The organism is Catellatospora vulcania, assembly GCF_009720385.1.
Lineage (GTDB): Bacteria > Actinomycetota > Actinomycetes > Mycobacteriales > Micromonosporaceae > Catellatospora > Catellatospora vulcania.
In genome coordinates, this window is sequence record NZ_ML769301.1 from 600,395 (window position 1) to 622,161 (window position 21,767).

The 21,767-nt window shown below is 71.8% G+C and carries 16 protein-coding genes; 11 read left to right on the forward strand and 5 right to left on the reverse strand.

Annotated elements, in window-relative coordinates; all coding sequences use genetic code 11:
* The first annotated feature begins 42 nt into the window (after window positions 1–42).
* A complete protein-coding gene (locus tag F6W97_RS02630; RefSeq protein WP_155368463.1) occupies window positions 43–537 on the forward strand; it encodes a GNAT family N-acetyltransferase in 495 nt (164 codons plus the stop codon).
* A gap of 43 nt (window positions 538–580) precedes the next feature.
* A complete protein-coding gene (locus tag F6W97_RS02635) occupies window positions 581–1,147 on the forward strand; it encodes a hemerythrin domain-containing protein (protein ID WP_230686351.1) in 567 nt (188 codons plus the stop codon).
* A gap of 230 nt (window positions 1,148–1,377) precedes the next feature.
* Here F6W97_RS02635 and F6W97_RS02640 read toward each other — a convergent pair whose 3' ends face one another.
* Window positions 1,378–2,022: a VOC family protein gene (locus F6W97_RS02640; protein ID WP_155368464.1), complete on the reverse strand. Its 645-nt coding sequence runs from the start codon at window positions 2,020–2,022 to the stop codon at window positions 1,378–1,380.
* Window positions 2,023–2,160: 138 nt separating this feature from the next.
* Window positions 2,161–2,745, reverse strand: a complete 585-nt coding sequence (locus tag F6W97_RS02645; protein WP_155368465.1) for an NADPH-dependent FMN reductase — start codon at window positions 2,743–2,745, stop codon at window positions 2,161–2,163.
* A 141-nt stretch (window positions 2,746–2,886) separates the two neighbouring features.
* Between F6W97_RS02645 and F6W97_RS02650 the strand changes: the two genes are divergently transcribed.
* On the forward strand, window positions 2,887–3,255 hold the full coding sequence (locus F6W97_RS02650) for a winged helix-turn-helix transcriptional regulator (RefSeq protein WP_230686352.1): 369 nt from the start codon (window positions 2,887–2,889) through the stop codon (window positions 3,253–3,255).
* Here F6W97_RS02650 and F6W97_RS02655 read toward each other — a convergent pair.
* The gene (locus tag F6W97_RS02655) at window positions 3,239–5,605 is read right to left on the reverse strand and encodes an FdhF/YdeP family oxidoreductase (RefSeq protein WP_230686353.1); all 2,367 of its coding nucleotides are present in this window, start codon (window positions 5,603–5,605) and stop codon (window positions 3,239–3,241) included. The two genes, F6W97_RS02650 and F6W97_RS02655, sit on opposite strands and share 17 nt — an antisense overlap.
* 263 nt (window positions 5,606–5,868) lie before the next feature.
* Between F6W97_RS02655 and F6W97_RS02660 the strand changes: the two genes are divergently transcribed.
* From F6W97_RS02660 to F6W97_RS02680, 5 genes are all read left to right on the forward strand, one after another.
* Window positions 5,869–6,303 carry a nitroreductase family deazaflavin-dependent oxidoreductase gene (locus F6W97_RS02660; RefSeq protein ID WP_155368466.1) on the forward strand — a complete coding sequence of 145 codons (435 nt, stop codon included), beginning with the start codon at window positions 5,869–5,871 and terminating at the stop codon, window positions 6,301–6,303.
* A 112-nt stretch (window positions 6,304–6,415) separates the two neighbouring features.
* A complete protein-coding gene (locus tag F6W97_RS02665; RefSeq protein ID WP_155368467.1) occupies window positions 6,416–10,525 on the forward strand; it encodes an nSTAND1 domain-containing NTPase in 4,110 nt (1,369 codons plus the stop codon).
* Between the two features lie 2 nt (window positions 10,526–10,527).
* Complete coding sequence (locus F6W97_RS02670; protein WP_155368468.1) at window positions 10,528–10,884, forward strand: CU044_2847 family protein; 357 nt, start codon at window positions 10,528–10,530, stop codon at window positions 10,882–10,884.
* Window positions 10,885–10,886: 2 nt separating this feature from the next.
* Window positions 10,887–11,687, forward strand: coding sequence for an ABC transporter ATP-binding protein (locus F6W97_RS02675; protein WP_407924530.1), 801 nt, complete (start codon window positions 10,887–10,889; stop codon window positions 11,685–11,687).
* Window positions 11,672–13,582 carry a hypothetical protein gene (locus F6W97_RS02680; protein WP_155368470.1) on the forward strand — a complete coding sequence of 637 codons (1,911 nt, stop codon included), beginning with the start codon at window positions 11,672–11,674 and terminating at the stop codon, window positions 13,580–13,582. The genes F6W97_RS02675 and F6W97_RS02680 overlap by 16 nt, the downstream gene beginning before the upstream one ends.
* Before the next feature lie 46 nt (window positions 13,583–13,628).
* Here F6W97_RS02680 and F6W97_RS02685 read toward each other — a convergent pair whose 3' ends face one another.
* A complete protein-coding gene (locus F6W97_RS02685) occupies window positions 13,629–14,303 on the reverse strand; it encodes an esterase/lipase family protein (protein WP_155368471.1) in 675 nt (224 codons plus the stop codon).
* 254 nt (window positions 14,304–14,557) lie between these two features.
* On the opposite strand from F6W97_RS02685, the gene F6W97_RS02690 reads away from it, so the two are divergent.
* From F6W97_RS02690 to F6W97_RS02700, 3 genes are all read left to right on the forward strand, one after another.
* Window positions 14,558–16,477, forward strand: coding sequence for a family 43 glycosylhydrolase (locus F6W97_RS02690; RefSeq protein WP_196278943.1), 1,920 nt, complete (start codon window positions 14,558–14,560; stop codon window positions 16,475–16,477).
* Window positions 16,478–16,632: 155 nt separating this feature from the next.
* Window positions 16,633–17,622, forward strand: coding sequence for an ATP-binding cassette domain-containing protein (locus F6W97_RS02695; protein WP_155368472.1), 990 nt, complete (start codon window positions 16,633–16,635; stop codon window positions 17,620–17,622).
* Complete coding sequence (locus F6W97_RS02700) at window positions 17,619–18,467, forward strand: ABC transporter permease (RefSeq protein WP_155368473.1); 849 nt, start codon at window positions 17,619–17,621, stop codon at window positions 18,465–18,467. The genes F6W97_RS02695 and F6W97_RS02700 overlap by 4 nt, the downstream gene beginning before the upstream one ends.
* Before the next feature lie 22 nt (window positions 18,468–18,489).
* On the opposite strand, the gene F6W97_RS02705 is transcribed toward F6W97_RS02700, so the two are convergent.
* Window positions 18,490–21,687 carry an ATP-binding protein gene (locus tag F6W97_RS02705; RefSeq protein WP_155368474.1) on the reverse strand — a complete coding sequence of 1,066 codons (3,198 nt, stop codon included), beginning with the start codon at window positions 21,685–21,687 and terminating at the stop codon, window positions 18,490–18,492.
* Window positions 21,688–21,767 lie beyond the last annotated feature (80 nt).

Below are 21,767 nucleotides of genomic sequence, written 5' to 3' on the forward strand. Positions count from 1 at the left end.
AGCGCTGGCGGGTATGCGTGGCGTGCGGGCAGACTGCTGTCCATGATCGAATTGCGGGTGCTGACCGCCGACGACTGGCCCGTCTGGCGGGAACTGCGGCTTGCCGCGCTGGCCGAGGCGCCGGACGCCTTCGGGGCCCGGCTTGCGGACTGGCAGGGCGACGGTGATCGCGCCGAGCGCTGGCGCGGGCGGCTGGAGATACCCGGTTCGCACAATCTCGTCGCGACGATCGGGGGCCGCCCGGCCGGCATGGCGAGCGGCGTGCCGACCGGCGAACCCGGCGTGGTCGAGCTGATCTCGATGTGGGTGCATCCCGACGCCCGCGGCCAGGGCGTCGGAGACCGGCTGCTGGCAGCGGTGGAGCAGTGGGCCAGGCAGGTGGGCGCGCACGTGCTGAAGCTGGCCGTGGCGGACGGCAACGCCTCCGCCGCCGCGCTCTACCGCCGCAACGGCTTCCACCTCACCGAGGAGATCGGTGACCTGATGCCGGACGGTGTGCGCCGGGAGCAGATCATGGCGAAGCCGCTCGACGGCTAGCACCGGGCGGTGAGCTTGCGGTCCCCGCACCCGCCATGATCGGATGGCGGCAGCATCGCGTGCCGGTGGCGGACTGCGCCAGGCATGGAGGTGCGGGATCGAAGGGACCCGCCCACCAGTGGCTTCCCCCGACGGCGACCGTGCGGTCGCCCTCAGCCTGCAGCTGGCGCGAGCACATCAGGAACTACGGCAACGCGTCCGTGAGATCAGATCGGGTATCGCGCGTCGCGAACTCGGCGCAGCCGTGCTGCTGACCCACTGCCTGGCGTTCTGCGCCGCGCTGACCTCGCACCACCAGGGCGAGGACACCGGAATGTTCGACCGGTTACTCCACGAGCGCCCCGATCTCGCCCCGACGATCGCCAAACTCGTCGAGGACCACGGGCTGATCACGTCGATCCTGTCCCGGGTGGGCGATCTCGCCGCCGTAGCCGCCCGATCGGACGGCTCCGCGCTCGACGCTGTCGGGCGCGAGCTGGACGGACTCATGGCGATCATGGAATCCCACTTCGCCTACGAGGAACGTGCGATCAGCGCGGCACTCGACGCGGGAGTGGCTGATAACGGCTGGTCCGACATGGTGTTCAGGTTCGGCGACGCACCGAGCTGACGCGAGGGCGGCGTCAGTCGTCGTCCGGCAGGACCTGGACACTGGGTTCGTCTCCCGCGCACGTGACCACCACGCGCATCTCGTTCTTGTCCTTCTTGAACTTGATCCGGGCCTGTGCGGCGGAGCTGAGCACCGGGTTCTGCGCGGACCCGCCGAGCAGCTGCGGGCGGCGTGCGGGGCGTGAAGCTGATGTCAGCGTCCGTCCGGGACGCCGCCCAGCTGATCTGGACCTAGGTTGTGAACTGGGCATTCGTGACGGTGAACCCGATTAGGCTGGGGAAATCGGCTGTCGGCGGGGGTGTGGACGACGTGGGGACGACGCGACGAGTGGTGCTGACCGGCACCGCGGCAGGTGCGATCAGCATGGTCGGAGCCTGCGGCTCCGCGGGCGAGCCGGGCGGCTCCGCTCGACTGATGCGGCGGTGCAGCTCCTCCTCCGGCACGTCTTCGAGGTGGGTGAGGAACACCCACATGTGGCCGGACGGGTCCTTGAGGATGACCGTGCGGTCACCGTGGAACATGTCCGTCGGCGGCTGGAGGATCTGCGCGCCCGCCGCCTCCGCCTGTTTCGCTAGGCTGTCCACGTCCGGAACGTAGACGTGCAGGGTGACGGTCGTACCGCCGCCGAGCGAGGCCGGCGCGGCGAAGGAGCCGGATTCAGCCTCGGCCACGCTCGCGTCGCCCAGCATGAGCACCGACCGCCCGACGGTGATCTCGGCGTGCAGGATCCCGCCGCCCGGAGCGTCGATCCTGATGTCCTCGCGGGCGCCGAACGCCCGCCGGTAGAAGTCGATCGCGGCGGCCGCGTCGTCGACCATGATGTGCGGGATCACGCTGTAGCGGTAGCGCTCGGGGATCTCAGCGTGGTCGGTCATGTGAACCTCCTTGAGCGGGCAGCACGGTCGTTCACCGCGGCCCTGGAGGCAACCTAGAAGTTCAGGTTCGGTTGAGGTCAAGCCTTGGCCGGCCGGGCGCCCGCCGCCCCGTCAACGGCCGCCGGCCGGCGGCCGCGGTCAGGCCGCGTCGCGCGTCCGCGCGGTACGCAGCGCCACGGCCCACCACAGCAGGTCGTCGGTGAGCTTCTTGAGGAACGGCTCGGCGGGTGCGAACACGGCCGTGTCGGTCGGGTCGGCCTGGTCGCGGGCGGGCAGATACAGGTCGGGGGCGATGTGCACGGCGTGGCGCAGGGGAGCCATCTCGAACTCGACGACGACCTGCCGCAACTGCTCGATGGCCCGCGCGCCGCCGACGCCGCCCCACCCGACGAAGCTGACCGGCTTGCGGTGCCACTCGGCGTACGTCCAGTCCATGGCGTTCTTGAGCACTGCCGAGTAGCCGTGGTTGTACTCGGCGGCCAGCACGACGTAGCCGTCGGCGCGGTCCACGGTGCGCCCGAACCGGGCCACCGCCTCGTCGGCGTACTGCCGCGGGGTCCACATGGGGGCGTTCCCGTCGAAGAACGGCAGCGGATGGTCGCGCAGGTCGACCAGCTCGAACTCGACCCCGTCGTACTGCCGGGCGAAGCCGAGCACCCAGTGGGCGATCCGCTCGCTGAACCGTCCCTCGCGGGTCGTGCCGTTGATGACCTGGATGAGCATGTCGTGGTTCCTTCTCCGGTGGCTGGGCAGCCGGCGGTCATGCCGCCGACCCCGCGGCAGGACCTTGATCACCGCGTATCCCCAGCTTGGCGTGGTGCGGCCGAGTGGGCAAAACCCTGGTTAGCTGCTTACTATCGGTAAGTGACCAGTGCGCTCTCGGCCTACGTGCCCGACCACCACGACGCCAGCGACGCCGCCTGCCGCGGCTTCCAGCCGGTGCTGGAACTGCTCGGCCGACGCTGGGTAGGCATGATCATGCTGGCCGGGCGGCGCGGCGCCCGCCGCTTCGGGCACTACCGCGCCTTCGCCGACGGCATCTCCGACCGGGTGCTCACCCAGCGCCTACGCGAACTCGAGCAGCACGGCCTGATCGAGCGCCAGGTCATCCCCACCACGCCGGTGCAGATCCTCTACTCGCCCACACCCCGCGGCCTGGAACTGATGGCAGCGCTGGAGCCGCTGCTCGAATGGACCACCCGCAACCCTGGCGCGTTCACCCACCAGCCGTGACGGGCTGCCTGGTCACCTCGACGACCAGGTGCTTGGTGACCGGCTGCTCGCTCTGGGAGCTGACGTCGGCGAGCCCGCACAGCACGTTCAGCTCCGGCATGTACCCGGCCGCGTTGCCCGGCGGGATCGGGTGCGCGACCGCCCGGTACCCGTACACGGTGCGCCGGCTGCCGTCGCGGGAGAAGCTGGTCACGTCGATGAGGTCGAACTCCGCGAGCCCGCGGTCGCGCATGTCGTCGGAGTTCATGAAGATGACCGTGCGCAGTCCGCGTACGCCGCGGTAGCGGTCGTCATTGGAGTAGATGCTCGTGTTGAACTGGTCGTGCGAGCGCACCGTGGTCAGCGTCAGCCGCCCCTCGCCGGGGTCGACGTCGTCGGGCAGCGGCCCGGCCCAGAACTCGGCCCGGCCCGACGGCGTCAGGAACACCCGCTCCCGGGCCGGCTGGGCGAGCCGGAAACCGTGCGGCCGGCGGGCGCGGGCGTTGAAGTCCTCGAAACCCTCCAGCGCCCGGGACATGGTGTCGCGGATGCGGTCGTAGTCGTCGACGTAGTCCTGCCAGGGCGTACGGCTGTCCGGCAGGGTCGCGCGGGCCATGCCGCCGAGGATCGCGCACTCCGAGCGCAGGTCCGGGGAGGCCGGATCCTTCATCCCGTACGAGATGTGCACCGTCGCCATCGAGTCCTCGACGGTCACGCCCTGCTCGCCGCCTGCCTGCCGGTCGCGTTCGGACCGGCCGAGGCAGGGCAGGATCAGGGCGCGCCGCCCGTGCACCAGGTGGCTGCGGTTGAGTTTGGTGCTCACCTGCACGGTCAGGTCGCAATTGCGCAGCGCCTCGAAGGTGCGCGGCAGATCGGGCGCGGCCAGCGCGAAGTTGCCGCCGAGCGCGACGAACACCTTCACCTCACCGCGCCGCATCGCCTCGATCGCCGCCACCGTGCCCAGTCCGTGCTCGCGCGGCGGGTCAATGCCGCACGCCTGCGCCAGCCGGTCCAGGAAGGCCGCGCCCGGCCGGTGGTCGATGCCGCAGGTCCGGTTGCCCTGCACGTTGCTGTGCCCGCGGACCGGTGACGGCCCGGCGCCCGGCCGGCCGATGTTGCCCCGCAGCAGCAGCACGTTGGTTATCTCGCGGACCGTGTCCACGCCGTGCTCGTGCTGGGTCAGCCCGAGGCACCACGCGATGATGACGCGCTGCGAGTCCAGGTACGACGCGGCCAGCGCGCGGATGTCGGCCTCGCTGATGCCGGAGCCCCGCACGATGTCCGCCCACGGCGTCGCCGCGACGGCGGCACTGTAGTCGTCGAAGCCGGACGTGTGCGTGTCGATGAAGTCCCGGTCGAGCACGGACGGGTCGCTGCCGGCTGCCTCCAGCACGGCCTTGGCCACGCCACGCATCAGCGCCAGGTCGCCGCCGATGCGGACCTGTACGTTGCGGGTCCCGGTGCGGGTGGTGCGGAAGGTGGCCATGTCGACGAACTCGTGCGGCACGATGGTGCGGCGCGAGGCCGCCTCGATCAGCGGGTTGATGTGCACCAGCGCCGCGCCGCGCCGGTCGGCCTCGGCCAGCCAGGTCAGCATGCGGGGCGCGTTGCTGCCCGCGTTGTCGCCCATCAGCCAGATCGCGTCGGCCTGCTCCCAGTCCGCCAGGTCGGTGGTGCCCTTGCCGGAGCCGATGGCGGCGGTCAGCGCCCGGCCGCTGGCCTCGTGGCACATGTTCGAACAGTCCGGCAGGTTGTTCGTGCCGAACTCGCGCACCCACAGCTGGTACAGGAAAGTCGCCTCGTTGCTCAGCCGCCCGGACGTGTAGAACGCCGCCTCGTGCGGGCTCGCCAGGCCGCGCAAGGTGCTACCGACCAGGGCGTACGCGTCCTCCCAGGAGATCGGCACATAGCGGTCGGTGTCCGGGTCGTAGGCCATCGGCTCGGCTAGCCGGCCGACCGCCTCCAGGTCGTAGTCGCTCCAGTTCAGCAGCTCGCCGACCGGGTGCGCGGCGAAGAAGGCCCGATCGGCCCGTGGCGGGGTCATCTCCCAGGTGACGTGCTTGACGCCGTTCTCGCAGATGTCCAGGCGCAGCCCGGTCGGGTCGTCCGGCCAGGCGCAGCCGGGGCAGTCGAAGCCGCCGTCCTCATGGTTCATGACCAGCAGCGCCCGCATGCCCTCCACCGGCTCCGGCGATCGCAGCAGGACCTCGCCGACGCTGCGCGCCGCACCCCAGCCCGCCGCCGGGTGGTGGTACTCGTGCCGGGCGTAGTCGCCGTCCGGGACGGGGCCGCGCCCGAGCGCCGCCGATCCGGGCACGGCGCCCATCATCAGCTGCTCGGCGTCGGCTGCCGGGTCGGGTGACGGTGCCATCGGTTCCGCCTTCCTCGCGGGCACCTCCCGGAACCGGCCACCGCCGGAGGTCTGTGCCGTCAGCAGGACCGCCGGCCGCTGCCGTGCTCCCGGATCGGGGCCGCGACCGGCTCAGACGGAGATCATTTTATGCGCGCGGGCCGCGGCCGGAGCGGTGTTCGGTAAATCCGTCTCTTCGCTGCGCACCGCCCGGGTCCACGTCCCCGCCATGGCGTGCGGGCGTCGCTGCCGCGCGATCGGCCGGTTCGCCTAAGGTGTGACGAATGGAGCTCACAGGGGAGTACGTTCCCGGGACCTGGGACATGTCGGTCAAGCAGGTCGAGACCTACGAGTCCAGCGGCGGCACCAAGGGCACCACGATCATGGGCAAGCCCGTCGTCGTCGTGACGATGCGTGGCGCGAAATCCGGGAAGATCCGCAAGACCCCGCTGATGCGGGTCGAACACGGCGGCAGCTACGCCCTGGTCGCCTCGGTCGGCGGGCGGCCGAGCAACCCCGACTGGTACCACAACCTGGTCGCCGATCCCGAGGTCATGCTGCAGGACGGACCGGTCCGCAAGGCATACCGGGCGCACCTGGCCACCGGCGAAGAGCGTCGCCTGTGGTGGGACCGCTCGGTCGAGGCGTTCCCGACCTACGCCGACTACCAGCGCAAAGTCACCCGGGAGATCCCGGTCTTCATCCTCGACCCGGCCTGACTCCACCGCCTCCCGTAGGGGCCTCGCGCGACGGGACCTGCCTCTAATATGGAGGCTTCGTCGTGCCGGGGCCCTTCCGCGCCGGCCGGTGCGGAAAGGGTGTGGGCAGGGAATGTCTGCCGAGGAACGACTGAACGCGGGCATGGTCTCGATCAACGCCCCGAACGGTCATCCGATCGGGGCCGGGTTCGTGGCCGCGCCCGACCTGGTCTGCACCGCCGCGCACGTGATCACCAAGTTGTTCGCGCGCCTGCCCGCCGAGCCCGGGGTCGGCGCGCAGGTCGAGATCCGCTTCCTGGCCACCGGCACCACCGGCACGGCCGTGATCGAGCTGTGGCAGCCGCGGCGGGAGACCGACATCGCCGTGCTCCGGCTGACCGGACCCGCCCCCGACGCCGTACGCCCGGTGCGCCTCGTCGACGTGCCGGACGCCTGGGGGCACCGGTGCCGGATGTTCGGCTTCCCGGAGCACCACCCCGACGGCGTGTGGGCCGTCGGCACCATGCACGGCCGGCAGGGCTCCGGCTGGCTGCAGATCGACGACGACCGCAACGCCGGCTTCTGGGCGACGCAGGGCTTCAGCGGCGGCCCGGTCTGGGACGACGAGCGCCAGGCCGTGACCGGCATGATCGTCGCAACGGAGGCGCTGGCCGGGCGGCGCACGGCGTACGCCCAGCCCGCGGCCGCGCTGCTCGCCGCGAAACCGGAACTGGCCGGCTGGGCCGAGCCGCCGGGCCGGTGGGACGACAGCCCGTTCCGGGGCCTGGAGCCGTTCCGCGAGCAGGACGCCCCGCTCTACTTCGGACGCGCGACCGAGGCCGCCGAGCTGGCCGAAACCGTGTGGCGGGAGCCGTTCACCGTGCTCAACGGCGCGTCCGGCACCGGCAAGTCGTCGCTGCTGTCCGCCGGGGTGCTGCCGCGGCTGCGGGCCCGCCCGGCGATCATCGTCGGGCTGCGGGTCGCGGCCGGGGTCACCGCCGATGGCGTGCTCACCCGCGCGCTGTCGCAGGCCTTCGACCTGCCCGACGCCACCCCCGCCGAGATCGCCGCCGCGCTGCGGGCCGGGCGGATCGGCGACTTCGTCGTCCGGGCACTCGACCACGCGTACGCCCAGCGGCTCATCATCGTCGTCGACCAGCTCGAAGAACTCGTCGGCCACGAACCCGCCCAGGCGACCGAGCTGTTCACGCTGCTGCGGGCACTGTGGGAGTCGACCCGTACGGTCCGGGTCATCGTCACGCTGCGCTCGGACTTCCTGGACCAGGCGGCGGCGCTGTCCGGGCTCGGCGCGGCGTGGACCCACGCGATCACGTACCTGGCCCCGCTGACCGGCGACGCGCTGCGCGAGGCCGTCGAGGGGCCGCTGGCGGCGGCGGGCCGGGCTGCCGAACCGCGGCTGGTGGACCGCATCCTCACCGACGCGGGCGCGACCGCGGGCGCCCTGCCGATGGTGGAGTTCCTGCTGGAACGGCTGTGGCGGTCCGAGCCCGGTGACGTGCTCACCCACGAGACGTACGACGCGCTCGGCGGGGTCGGCGGGGTCATCGCCGGATACGCCGAAGAGGTGCTGCGGGAGCGGATCCCGCAGGCCGAGCTGCCCGCGGTGCGCTCGCTGATGCTGCGGCTGGTGCAGCCGACCGCCGCCGGGACCGCGCTGCGCCGCCCGGTGCGCGCCCAGGACCTGACCCCGGCGATGCTGGCCGTCGCGCGGGAACTGGCCGCCGCCCGGCTCGTCGTGACATCGCAGGACCGGGAGAGCGGGGCGGTCACCTACGAGCTGACCCACGACGCGCTGACCCGCCGCTGGCAGCGGCTGGAGGACTGGCTGAAGGAGTCGGCCGACTTCTGGCAGTGGTACGAGAGCCTGCGCATCAGCCGCGAGCAGCAGGAACCGCTGCGCGGCGTGCGGCTGGAGGCGGCCCGCAACTGGCTGCGCACCAACGGCGACGACCTCACCCAGGCCGACCGGGACTTCATCCTGGCCAGCCAGCAGCGCAGCCGCCGCTTCACCTGGGCCTGGCGCTCGGCCGCCGGTGCACTGGTGGTGCTGCTGCTGGCGACCGGCGGGTTCGCGCTCGTGGTGAAGGCTCAGAGTGCGGAACTCGAGTCGGATCTGCGGGACGCACGCGCCCGGGATCAGGCCGCGCAGGCGGTGCGGATGCTCACGACGGATCCGAGCAAGGCTGTGGCGACCGCGCTGACGGCTTACCACAACCGGGCGCTGCCGGAGTCCGAGAGCGCCCTGTTCCAGCTGTACGCCCAGCTCAACAACATCGAGCACATGCTGCCCGGCACTGAGAAGGTGCAAGGACTGGCTGTCACCAGCGATCCGCCGGCCCTGCTGACCGCGGAGCCGGACCTGCGCCGCTGGCGGTTCGACGGCGCCGGGCAGCCCGTCTCTGAGGTGCTGGCAGATCGAGCCCAGGATGTCATCACCGACCAGTCGGGCACGAGGATCGCCTTCGTCGGTTCGCACGACGTGTTCGTCATCCTGCCGGACGGCGAGCGCGTCAACCTGCCGTTCGACCACCGGATCAACCTGGAACGGTTCGACGTCTCCGGGCAGGCCCTGCTGCTGCGCGTCCAGAGGCACGAGGGTGACCCGATACGGGCGATGATCTGGAATCTGCGGGACCGCTCCGAGACCGCGTTGCCCCCGGAGAACGTGACGGACGCGTGGTTCGGACCCGATGCCGGAACGGTGCTGCTGAAGCTGTTGTCCGGCGAGACCCTGATCTGGGACGTCAACGCCGGTCGGTCCGTGCAGACGATCACTGACGACGTCGCGGGCGTCACCCCGGACGGCAAGTGGCTGGTGCGCTGTCCGCAGCTCAGCAGGCGGTCGCCGCTGCGGATGTACGAGCTGCCCGCGATGGAACAGGTCCGGGAGCTCACCACCTCGTGCATGGGGGTGTTCGGTGTCCAGCTCGGCTTCGACCCGGCCGGAGACGTGCTACTGAACATGCCGGATGAAGTGGTCTCCCGGGGCCGGCAGGCCCTGCACGTCATCGACACCGACACGGGCTTGGCGACCACGGTCGCCATGCCGCATCAGGGCTCGGACGGGCTCTTCGGCCAAAGGGTCGTGCCGGTCGCTCTGCCCCACGACGGCGGCTGGATGGTGGCCTACGCCGCCGACGGCGCTGTCGTGGTGGCGAACGTCCGCCGGGACAGCCTCACCGAGCTCGGCGCAGATCTGACCGGGGTCGACGCGCAGCCCGTGGATGCGGTCGGATCGCTCGCGGTGGCCCGTGGCGCCAAACCCGTGCGGCTGTGGGATCTCGCCTCGGGACGGCGGGTGAACAGCGCGCTGCCTGACAGGGAGCGGGTGCTGCTCGCCGACGACCGCTACCTGTTCACCGCCTCCGACGACGACAAGACCATGTCACTGCGCGACCTGCGCGATCCGGCACAGGTACGCCACCGGCTGGACACGCGGCCCAGCCCGAAACTTCCGCCGCCGCCCGAGGGCTACCGGCTCGGCTGGGCCTGTGTCGTGCGCACCGACACGACGCTGGTCCACTTCAACGGCAGCATCCTGCGCCGGTGGGACTATCCGAGCATGCGCCCGCAGGATCCGCTCGACCTGACCGGCGAGGACGGGATCGACACCGAGGCCAGCAACGGAAAGTGCGACTACAGCGATCTGCGGCGGCTGCTGGTGCTGCACACCGCCGACCGCGATATGACATCGTGGAACATCGACACCGGCAAGCGGCAGGACATCTTCCACCTCGAAGGCGAGCTGCTTCCCCAGCAGCTCGTCTTCGACGAGAGCGGCGACCGCCTCGCGGTGCGCGGCGAGCGCGGCCAGGTCCGCGTCGCCGACTTCGGCACCGGGAGGTCAGGCGCGCCGATGACGCCTCCCGACAACACCGCGGTCGAGATCTGCTGCCAGATCCAGAGTCTGCACGGTGACACGTTGTACCTGCAGAAGGGCGAGCAAATCGCGGTGTGGTCGGTAGGTAGAGGGGAACTCCTGCGTACCCTCGTGCTGCCGAGGGCCGACGATGTCGGGCTGGACCGGATCAGCATCGACGGGGACGCGACGACGCTGACCGCCAGCGACACCGATTTCGGTATACAGCGGTACTCCCTCGACCCGCAGCAGTGGCGGGCGAGTCTGTGCGGTGTGCTCAGCCGCGGGTTCACCGATGAGGAGCGGGCCAACGCCGCGGGCAACCCCGACGACGAGGACATCTGTCCCAGCTGGAAAGGCTGACCATGCAACCGCTGATCGAAGTGACCCTTGAGGACGGCACACAGCTGCTGGTGGAGCCGAGTGACGGTGACCGTGACGAGCTGGTCGCGGCCGGCGTCGGCGACCACATCACCACCGCGCGGGACAGCTTCCAGACCATGATGAGCCGCCTGCGCCCAGTGATCCAGACGGTGACCGACCAGGTCAGCTCGCTGCCGAAGCGGCCGGACAAGTTCACCGTCGAGATCGGCATCAAGATCACCGCCGAGTCCGGTGTGGTGATCGCCAAGGCCGCCAGCGAAGGTCATCTCACCCTCACCATGGAGTGGTCCGGCCCGGAACGCAGCCCGGTCCCGAACCCTCGGCAGCCGGGGGAATGATCGTGGAGACGCCGACCGGGCAGGTCGCTGAAACCGAGTCCGTCGCGGAACCGGCGGCGCTGCGGCTGACCGCGCTGCACAAGGCGTTCGGCGACACCGTCGCCGTCGACCACGTCGACCTGGCCGTGCCACAGGGGTCGTTCTTCGGGCTCGTCGGACCCAACGGCGCAGGCAAGACGACGGCGCTGTCGATGGCGGTCGGCCTGCTGCGACCCGACGCCGGCAGGTCGGCGGTGTTCGGCGTCGACGTCTGGTCGGACCCGGTCCGGGCGAAGGCGCTCATGGGTGTGCTGCCCGACGGGCTCGCCATGCCCGAACGCCTCACCGGCCGGGAACTGCTGACGTTCCTCGGCCAGCTGCGCGGCATCCCCGACGACGTCCTGACGGGGCGTACCCAGGAGCTGCTCGACGTGATGGAGCTGGGCGCCGCCGAGCGCACCCTGATCGTCGACTACTCCACCGGCATGCGCAAGAAGATCGGCCTGGCCACGGCACTGCTGCACGCCCCGCGACTGCTGGTGCTGGACGAGCCGTTCGAGGCGGTCGACCCGGTCTCCGCGGCCGCCCTCAAGTCGATCCTGGTGCGCTTCGTCGGAGGCGGCGGCTCGGTCATCCTGTCCAGTCACGTGATGGCGCTGGTCGAGCAGTTGTGCGACACCGTCGCCGTGATGGCCAAGGGCAAGGTCGTCGTGGCGGGCCCGCTCGACGCGGTCCGCGGCGGCGGCACCCTGGAGGACGCCTTCGTCCGTCTCGTCGGTGTCGAGGTCGACGCCGGGCAGGGCCTGTCGTGGCTGGCGTCCTGAGCGGCGGGCCGACCACCGTCGCCGTCCTCGTCCGGATGAAGCTGGCGATCCTGCGCCATTCGATGACGGGCGGCAAGGCGGCCTGGATGGTCGTCGGCGGGGTCCTCGGGATCGTCCTCGCGGGGGCGACGATCTGGCTCAGCCTGGTCGAGACAGCGCAGCCGGCCGTGGTCGCCGACCTGCTGGCCGCGGTCTACCTGATGTGGGCGCTGGGCTGGGTCGTGGGCCCGGTCTGGGGCGGTTCGACGCTGCTGCGCGCCGATCACTTCGCCCTGCTCGCCGTGCCGCGCCGGCAGTTGGCCGTCGGGCTGCTCGGTGCGGCCTTCGTCGGCGTCACCACCGCGGTGACCCTGCTGGCGTTCCTCAGCCTGCTCGTCTACGCCGCCCGCCTGGGCTTCGGGGCAGTGCTGGTCGCGGTGCCCGCAGTGGTGCTGCAGGTGGTCTTCGTGGTGCTGCTGTCGCGGGTCGCGACGGTCGTGTTCGGGGTCGTCGCGAAGTCCCGCATCGGCGCCGCGTTCACCGGGGCGCTCATCGCGGCGATGATGGTGCTCAGCCAGTCCGGGTGGATGGTCGCCGTCGCGATCCAGGTCTCGGGCGTGCTCGACACCGGGTTCGGGTCCGGCTTCACGCGTACGGTGCGCGCACTGCCGTCGGGGTGGGGACTGGTCGCGGTCGAGTCGGCCGGTGGCGGGCGGTGGTGGCGGGCGCTGGCCGCGCTCGCCGGGCTGGGCCTGCTCATCGTGGCGCTGCTGCTCGTCTGGAGTCGCAGCCTGGGCACGCCGCGCCGGGCCCGGGTCACCATCCGCGGCTCGCGCGAGGTCGCCCCGTCCGGCCGGGGACTGTTCGCCGGGCGTACCGGGGCTGTGCTGCGCAAGGAGCTGCGTACCTGGCGGCGCGACCCGCTGCGCACGCAGGCGGTGTTCGTGCCGCTGGTGTGGGCCCTCGGCACGACCCTGCTGCCGCTCACGTTCGGCGAGCGACTGCTGCTGCCCTGGGCGGCCCCCGCGCTGGCCGTGATGGCGGGGGCGTCCGTGTCGAACCTCTACGGCCAGGACGGCACCGCGCTGTGGCTGACCCTGCACACCGGCAGCGAGCGCGCCGACGTACGCGGACGGCAGCTCGCCTATCTGCTGATCTTCGGGCCGGTGGCGTACGCCGTCGCAGTCGGCTTCACCGTGTGGAGCGGGCTGACCTGGACCTGGCCGTGGGTCCTGGCGCTGCTCCCGGCGCTGCTCGGCGGTGGGGCCGGGCTGGGCACGCTCATCTCGGTGGTGGCCGCGGCCCCCGGCCCGGACGCCCACCGGCGGCCGGACAACGCGCTGGAGCACGGCGACACCACCGGCCAGGCGAACCTGATGTTCTGGGGCGGGCTGCTGCCGGCCGTCCCGCCCGCGGTCCTGCTCACTCTCGGCACCGTGTACGGCAACGAGTTCCTGCTGTGGGCGGCGGTGCCGGTCGGCGTGGCCACGGGTGTCCTGCTGGCATGGTGGCTCGGGCGCGTGGCGGTCACGCAATTGCGGGCGCGCGGCACGGAGCTGCTGTTCCTCTTGCGGACCGGCCGCGGCGTCAAGGCAGTCGGCGTCAAGGTGGCCGGTGACAAGGGGGTCAGGGCCGAGGTGTCGAAGCGGGACGCCCGGATCGCGCTGGTCGGCTGGACGCTGGGCTCGATCGCACTCTTCCCGCAGGGCCTCGTGCCGATGATCTTCCTGCTGGCCGGGGTCCAGGTGAAGTCCTGGTTCCTGGCGATGTACCTGCCCGGCCCGTACCGGTGGCCGGTCGCCGCCGTGATGGTCCTGATCGGCAGCTGGCTGTACTACCTCGCCGTCCGGGCGAGCATCCCGAAGAAGCGCCCGGCCGCATCCGAGGACGCGCCCCGGGAACTCGAATCGGTCTGAGCACGGCGGCGCTCCCCGCCCGAGGGAGGGGAGCGCCGCGCGGGGATCAGGCCGCGATGAAGCCGCGGATCTGGGTCAGCACGCTGGTGTTGGTGAGGAACCCGATGTGGGTCTCGCACAGCACGTTGGTGTTCGTCGCGCCGTCCAGCCGGGTGCTGGTGTACGGGATGATGATGCCGTCGCAGGCCGAGTACCAGGTGCGGTACTTGGCGGCGCCGGGCGTCTCGTCCCCGTCGGCCAGGTCGAGCAGGAACAGCGAGCCCGGGTACATCTCGATGCACGAGGCGTTGATCAGGCACGCGCCGGCGTACGTGGTGCCGTGGTTCGCGCCGGCGATCGACGCGACGTGGCTGACGTTGGCCGACCCGCCGAGCTCCTCCAGGTACCAGCGGGTGACCAGGCCGCCCATCGAGTGGTTCACGATGGCGACCTTCGACGCGCCGGTCTGGGCCTTGACCTGGTTGACCTTGTCACGCAGTCCGGCCGCGCTGATCTGGTTGGAGCCGGCCCAGTTGTAGTCGTAGGTGTAGAGGTTGGTGAAACCGCCGGACCGGAACACCGAAAGCGCGGTGGTCCAGTTGGACGAGTTGCCGATGAAGCCGTGCACGAAGATCACCGGTGTGCTGGTCGCCGCGTTCGCGGGCGTGGACGGGGCGACCACGAGTGCCGCGGCGGCGACCATGGCCGCGCCGATGGCGATGAGACGTTGGCGGATACGCATTGCGGGAGCCCTCCGTTGGGACGATGCGCGTGGTGCCAAAGAGCATCGGAGCACCGCCCCACCGTCTGCATCGGTGTAATCGCCGGTTCGCTTACGGCGCAGGGGATCCGTGCGCCGCATCGCCGAATCGCTATGTGTCGACGTATATTGATGGCCGGTGGTACGGCGGCCACTTTGCGTTCCCATGTGTTCGGTTTCGTTGATGTGGGATTGAACGTGAGCGAAGCCGACCCGATCCACTGACTGGAGAGCCGATGGGCAACCGTCTCCGCCGCATCGCCGCCACCACCCTGCTCGCCGCCCTCGCCGGGATGGTCCTCGGCGCGCCCGCAGCCCCGGCCGCGCCGCCCGACTACACCACCAGCGAGGCGGGCAACCCGTTCGCCGACGGCTGGTACGCCGATCCCGACACGGTCGTCTACGGCGACCGCTACTGGGTGTTCCCGACCACCTCGAAGAGCTACGCCGAGCAGACCTACCTCGACGCGTTCTCGTCCACCGACCTCGTCAACTGGACCAAGCACGCCAACGTGCTCACCAAGGCGAACGTCTCCTGGGCGTCGTACGCGATGTGGGCGCCGGCCCCGATCCAGCGCAACGGCAAGTACTACCTGTACTTCGCGGCCAACGACATCCAGAACAACGCCGCCCTCGGCGGCATCGGCGTGGCGGTGGCGACCCAGCCCCAGGGCCCGTACGCCGACGCGCTGGGCCGCCCGCTCATCGCGCAGTTCCAGAACGGGGCGCAGCCCATCGACCAGGACGTCTTCATCGACGACGACGGCCAGGCCTACATGTTCTACGGCGGCTGGGGCCACGCCAACGTGGTAAAGATCAACGCCGACATGATCAGCCTCGGCACGCATGTCGACGGCAGCGTCTACAAGGAGATCACGCCCGCGGGCTACGTCGAGGGCCCGCAGATGTTCAAGCGCAACGGCAAGTACTACCTGATGTGGTCCGAGGGCGGCTGGACCGGCCCCGACTACTCCGTCGCTTACGCCATCGCGAACTCGCCGCTCGGCCCGTTCACCCGGCTCGGCAAGGTGCTCGCCCAGGACGCGGCCGTGGCCCGCGGCTCCGGGCACAACTCCGTGGTCAACATCCCCGGCACCGACACCTGGTACATCGTCTACCACCGCCGCCCGCTCAGCGAGACCGACGGCAACCACCGGCAGCTCGCGTACGACCGGATGGTCTTCAACGCCGACGGCACGATCGCTCCGGTGACCATGCGGGTGCGCGACAACTTCGCCGACAACAACGCGCTGGGCTGGCGGACCTATGGCGGCTCCTGGTCGGCGACGGGCGGCCGGTACACGGCCGCGAACTCACTGGGCGGCAAGGCGCTGCTGGACACCAACTTCGGCGACTTCACCTACGACGCCGACGTGGCCGTGACGTCGGGCGGCGGTGACGCGGGGCTGCTGTTCCGGACCACCAACGCCGCGGTGGGCACGGACAGCTACACCGGCTACTACGCCGGGATCAGCCCCGCGGGCCGGGTCGTGCTCGGCCGGGTCAACAACAACTGGACCCAGTTGCAGGCCACGGCCATGACCGTCGCCGTGGGCACGACCTATCGGCTGCGGGTGACCGCGGTCGGATCCTCCATCAAGGTGTACGTCGGCGACATGGCCACCCCGAAGATCAACGTCACCGACGCTACCTACCCCACCGGGGCGAACGGGGTGCGGGTGTTCAACGCGGCGGCGGCCTTCGACAACGTCGCCGTCAGCCCGCCCGCAGTGGTGGGAACGAACTTCGCGCTCGGTCGACCCGCCACCGGCACCGCCGCCTGCGCCGCGAGCGAAGGCCCGGAGAAGGCCGTGAACGGCACCGTCAACGGCGGCAACGCCGACAAGTTCTGCTCCGCCGTGTCCGGGGCCTGGCTGCGCGTCGACCTCGGCGTGACGCGGGCGATCAACCGGTTCGAGGTCGCCCATGCACAGGCGGGCGGTGAATCGGCGGCGCTCAACACCAAGGCGTTCACCATCTCGGTGTCCGCCGACGGGGTGACCTGGGCCCAGGCCGTCAACGTCACCGCCAACACCGCGGCCACCAGCACCCACGCCGTCAACGTCACAGGTCGCTACGTCCGGCTGAACGTCGGCACCCCCACCCAGGGCGCCGAGATCGCCACCCGGATCTACGAACTGCGCGCCTTCGGCTGACCCGTTTCCACCGGGCGCGCGTCCTCGGTTGACCCGATGACGGCGGAGCGCACGCCCCGCCAGATCTGATCTGGCGGGGCGTCTGGCGCCTACCGGGTGGCGGGGTCGGTGCACCGTGCGACCCGGCCGCTGACGTGGTGGACGAGAGGAATCCGATGGCGGTGAACCGAACCGGTCTGGCAGTGGAGACTGCCGGGCTGGTCAAGACATTCGGCAAGACCCGGGCGGTGGACGGCCTCGACCTGGCGGTTCCCGCCGGGACGGTGTACGGCCTGCTCGGGCCCAACGGGGCGGGCAAGACCACGGCGGTGCGCATGCTGGCCACGCTGCTGCGCCCCGACGGGGGAGAGGCCCGGGTGTTCGGGCACGATCTGCGCACCGAGGCCGACAAGGTGCGCACCCGGGTCAGCCTGACCGGCCAGTACGCGTCCGTCGACGAGGACCTGACCGGCACCGAGAACCTGATCCTGCTCAGCAGGCTGCTCGGCTACCGCAAACCGGCCGCCCGCGAGCGCGCAGCCCAGCTGCTGGCCGCGTTCGGCCTGACCGAGGCGGCCGACCGGCAGGTGAAGAAGTACTCCGGCGGCATGCGGCGGCGCATCGACATCGCCGCCAGCATCCTGAACACCCCGGACCTGCTGTTCCTGGACGAGCCGACGACGGGCCTGGACCCGCGCAGCCGCAACCAGGTGTGGGAGATCATTCGGGCGGTCGTGGCGCAGGGCACCACGGTGCTGCTGACCACGCAGTACCTGGACGAGGCCGACCAGCTCGCGGGCCGGATTGCGGTCATCGACGAGGGCCGGGTCATCGCCGAGGGCACGCCGGGCCAGCTCAAGTCCTCGATCGGGGCGGGCACGGTGCACCTGCGGCTGCGCGACGCCGCCCAGCGGCCCGACGCCGAGCGCATCCTGGCGAAGGTGCTGGACACGACCGTGCAGCAGGAGGCCGACCCGGTGGCGCTGACCGCGCGGGTCGGCGGCTCGGGGGCCGCCGTGGACGCCGCCGCGGCGGGCTCGCGGGCTCTGGCGGAGCTGGCGGGAGCGGGCATCGTCGTCGACGAGTTCTCCCTCGGCCAGCCCAGCCTCGACGAGGTCTTCCTGGCCCTGACCGACAAGGCCGCGCGCAACGAGGAGAAGGCATGAGCACCGCCACTGTCGCCCCTGACGCGACCGCCTACACGCCGTCGGCCGAGAGCATCGCAGCTGTGCTGGCACCTGGCACGAAACCGCGCCGGCCCGGCCCGGTGTCGGCGTCGCTCACCTTCGGCTGGCGCGCGATGCTGAAGATCAAGCACGTGCCCGAGCAGCTGTTCGACGTCACGATGTTCCCGATCATCATGACGCTGATGTTCACGTACCTGTTCGGCGGCGCGCTGGCCGGTTCACCGCGTGAGTACCTGCAGTACCTGCTGCCCGGGATCATGGTCACCAGCGTCGTCATGATCACGATGTACACCGGGGTCGGTTTGAACACCGACATCGAGAAGGGTGTCTTCGACCGCTTCCGCACCCTGGCCGTATGGCGGCCCGCCGCACTGGTCGGCATGATCCTCGGTGACGTGCTGCGCTACGTCCTCGCCGCGGTCGTCATCGTGGGGGTGGGCCTGGCGCTGGGCTTCCGGCCCGGCGGCGGGGCCATGGGCGTGCTGAGCGGGATCGGCCTGCTGGTGTTGTTCTCGTTCGCGTTCTCCTGGATCTGGACCTGGCTGGGCCTCATCCTGCGCAGCGAGAAGTCGGTGATGGGCGTCAGCATGCTGGTGCTGTTCCCGCTGACCTTCCTCAGCAACGTCTTCGTGCAGCCCTTGACGATGCCCGGCTGGCTGCAGGCGTTCGTGGACGTCAACCCGATCACGCACCTGGTGGCCGCGGTGCGCTCGGTGATGGCCGGCGCTCCCGACGCCGGGGCCATCACCTGGGTGCTGGTGGCGAGCGCGGTGTGCACGGCCGTGTTCGGCACGCTGACCATGCACCGGTACAACCGCAAGTGACGGTTGCCTGCCCTGGCGGCGCTCACAGCCGCCAGGGCAGCGCCGTGTCCGGGTGGTAACCGCAGGCGTTGCCGGTCGAAACGGTCGCGCGCAGGTGTGCGGCCAGCTCCGGGTGCAGCTCGTCGAGCCGCCGCAGGGTGTCGCGGATGCGCGCGGTGACGGCCTTGCGGGCGCGCTCGCCGTCGTCGCCGAGCCGCCGGGTGCGGCCACCCAGCCCCGCGGCCGCCCGCAGCTCAGCGAGCAGTGCGTCACGCTCGGACTCCAGTGCCGCTCGCCGGGCCGCGTCGTCGCGCCGGGCGGCCAGGTCGAGCGCGTCGTCGAGCTGGGTGAGCCGCTGCCGGTAGTGCGCCTTCGCGGTCTCGTCCAGCACCGGGTCGGCGCCCATCCGCCGAGCCGCTGCCGCCGTCGCGCCGCCCGGCGGGTCGGCCAGTTCCACCGCGGGGATGTCCGTGCCGGGATGGCTGAGCAGCTCGTGCAGGTCACGTAGGCCCTTGGCGTCGGGCAGGTGCACGGTGCGGCCCGCGTACCGCAGCCGCCAGGTGGCGTCCACCCGCCGGAACTCGCACGCGGCGTCCGCCGCTGGGGTGTCCGCGTCGCCCGGCGGCTTGCTCACTGCTCCGTCGGACCGGTCGCGGGCCCCGGTTTCGAGCGGTGCGGTCGTGGTCAGCTGCGCCATGCCCAGCTCGGCCGCTTCGCGAGCCACCTGAACCCGCAGCCCGGCGGCGATCTGCGCATCGCCTGGGCCGTCCCGGCCGGCCAGGGCCCGTGCCAGGCCCGCGCGGGCCCGCACCGCCCAGGGCCGGGCCTGCATCCGGTCGGACGACTCCGCGGCGGCCGTGTAATCGGCGACGGCCTCATCCCAGCGCCCTGTGGCCGCGTCGACCTCGGCCAGCCAGAAGTCCAGCGGGCCGCTGACGTCACAGCCCCACAGCGACACGGCCCACTCTCCGCGATACGGGATCAGCGCCGCTCGTGCCTTGGCACACCGCTCGGGGTCGCGGGTCGCGGCCGCCAGCTGCGCCCGCAGGCGCAGCCACAGCCGGGTGACCGAGGTCGGGTACGGATCGTGCTCGTTGCGCGCCTCCGCAGCCGCCACCAGGCGCAGAGCTTCGCCCGGGTCCCCGCGCTCCACCGCGGTGATCGCCTGGACCAGCGGCAGGTACGGGTGGTCCTGCGCGTCCAGCTGCGCCAGCAGCCGGTCCGCCTCGGCGAACCGCCCGCGCTGCACGGCCAGCGCCCACTCCAGGTGGTACTGCATGAACGCGAAGTCGGCGTGCGGGTGACCCTCGCTGGTGCGCAGCTGCGCCAGCAGGTCCGCGGCCTCGGCGAAACGACCCCGCGCGGTGTCGACGACGGCCTGGTCCACCAGCAGCGAGATCCGCATGCGCAGGCTGCCGTCGCGCTGCGCCGCCGCCACGAACGCGCGTACCTGCTCCAGGTAGCCCGGGTCGCCCATCTCCAGCAGCGCCACCCAGCGGAACGACGCGGCCAGCGCCTCGGTGCCGGTGTCGGCCGAGCGTCGGCTCACCTCCTCCATCTCGGCGGTAAGCGCCTCCCGCTCCCTTGCCCCGCCCGGCCCCCAGTTCAGGTCGTGGCGCGCCCACAGGCTGAACATCAGCGCCTCGTCGTCGCGGCCGGTGCGGGCCAGCGCCTCGGTGCGCACGATCAGGCTCTGCGCCAGCTGGGCCGGGGTCGCGGCCTCCGCTCCGTCGCCGAGCAGGATCCGGTAGGCGTCGCGCAGCAGCTCCCGCCGCAGGTCGGTGTGCGGGTCGCCGTCGCGGCCGTGCCGGTGGACGATCAGCGCCACCCAGGCCAGCAGCTCGCCGTCGCCGCTCCCGCGGGCCAGCTCGGCGGCCTGTTCGAACAGGTGCCAGCCTTCCGACTTGTCGCCCAGGTGGTACACGCTGCGGCCCAGGTCGACCAGCACCCGGACCCGCCGGGCCGGCTCCCGCACGATCGCCAGCGCCCGCCGGTAGTGCGCGATCGCCTCGTCGGTGGCCAGCCGGTCGCCGGCGTCCGTGGCGGCCGCCAGCAGCCGCGCGACCGCGAGCTCCGGGGTCAGCAGCGGCCCGGCCAGGTAGGCGTGCCGGGCCAGGTCGGCGGGCAGCACCTGCCCGGCCACGTCCGGCGAGGCCTCGGCCGCCCGCACCACCGCCGCGTGCAGCTCCTGCCGGACAAGCTCGGGCAGCGCGTCGTGCAGCGCCTCGCGGACCAGGTCGTGGGTGAACCCGTACCGTCCCGTGCCGAGCGCGGCGACCAGCCGGGCCTCCTCGGCCGACGCCAGCAGCCGATCGACCTCGGCGGCCGGGTTGCCCGAGGCCGCCACGAGCACCTGCCGGGGGAACTCCCGGCCGAGCACCGCCGCACCGGCCAGCAGCGCGGTGACGTCCGCCGGGAGCAACGCCAGCCGCCGGGCCAGCGCGTCCCGTACGCCCGGCGCGATCGCCGTCACCCCGCCGCCGCTGTGCCACAGCCGTGCCGTCTGCTCCACGAAGAACGGGTTGCCACCGGTGCGGCGGTGCACCTCCGCGGCCAGCGCCGGGTCCGGCGCGCTGCCCGCCGTACGCGCCATCAACTCGGCGACCTCGTCGCGGCCCAGCCCGGTGAGCGTGACCGTGGTCGCCTTGACCGACAGCGGCAGCATCAGCGCCGCCAGCGGGTGCCCGGGAGCCTCCACCTCGACGTCCCGGTATGCCCCGAGCAGCAGCACCCGCTCCGACCAGGTGTGCTGCGCGGCGAATCGGAGCAGTCGCAGCGACGCCGCGTCGGCCCAGTGCAGGTCGTCCAGCACCACCACGACCGGTCGCCGCTGCGACAGCGCGACGAAGGCGCTGGTGACCGCGTCGAACAGCGGGAACTCGCCGTCCAGCTCGGCGAGCCCGGCGTCGGAGCCGCCTTCACCGAGCAGCACCGCCAGCCCGGCCCCGCCGGCCCGCCGCGCCGCTGCCCAGTCGTCCTCGCCGACCCCGCGGCGCACCGCGCGCAGCACCTGCGTCCACGGCCAGAACCCGGGCGCGCTCTCGGCGTCCCAGCAGGTCCCGGCGACGACCAGCGCACCGGCTGCGCGGGCCTGCGCCATCGCCGCGGTGAGCAGGGAGGTCTTGCCGATGCCGGCCTCCCCGGCGACCAGCACCAGCCCGCCGTGCCCGGCCATCGCCCGGGTCACCTCGTCGTGCAGCACCGCCGACGGGTGGGCACGCCCGATCAACCGCGCGGTCATGCCGTCCCCCGCGTGGTCGTCGCCGTGCCCTGAATGCCCATCGGGGCACCAGGTTATCCGCCACCGGCGGACATCGCGGC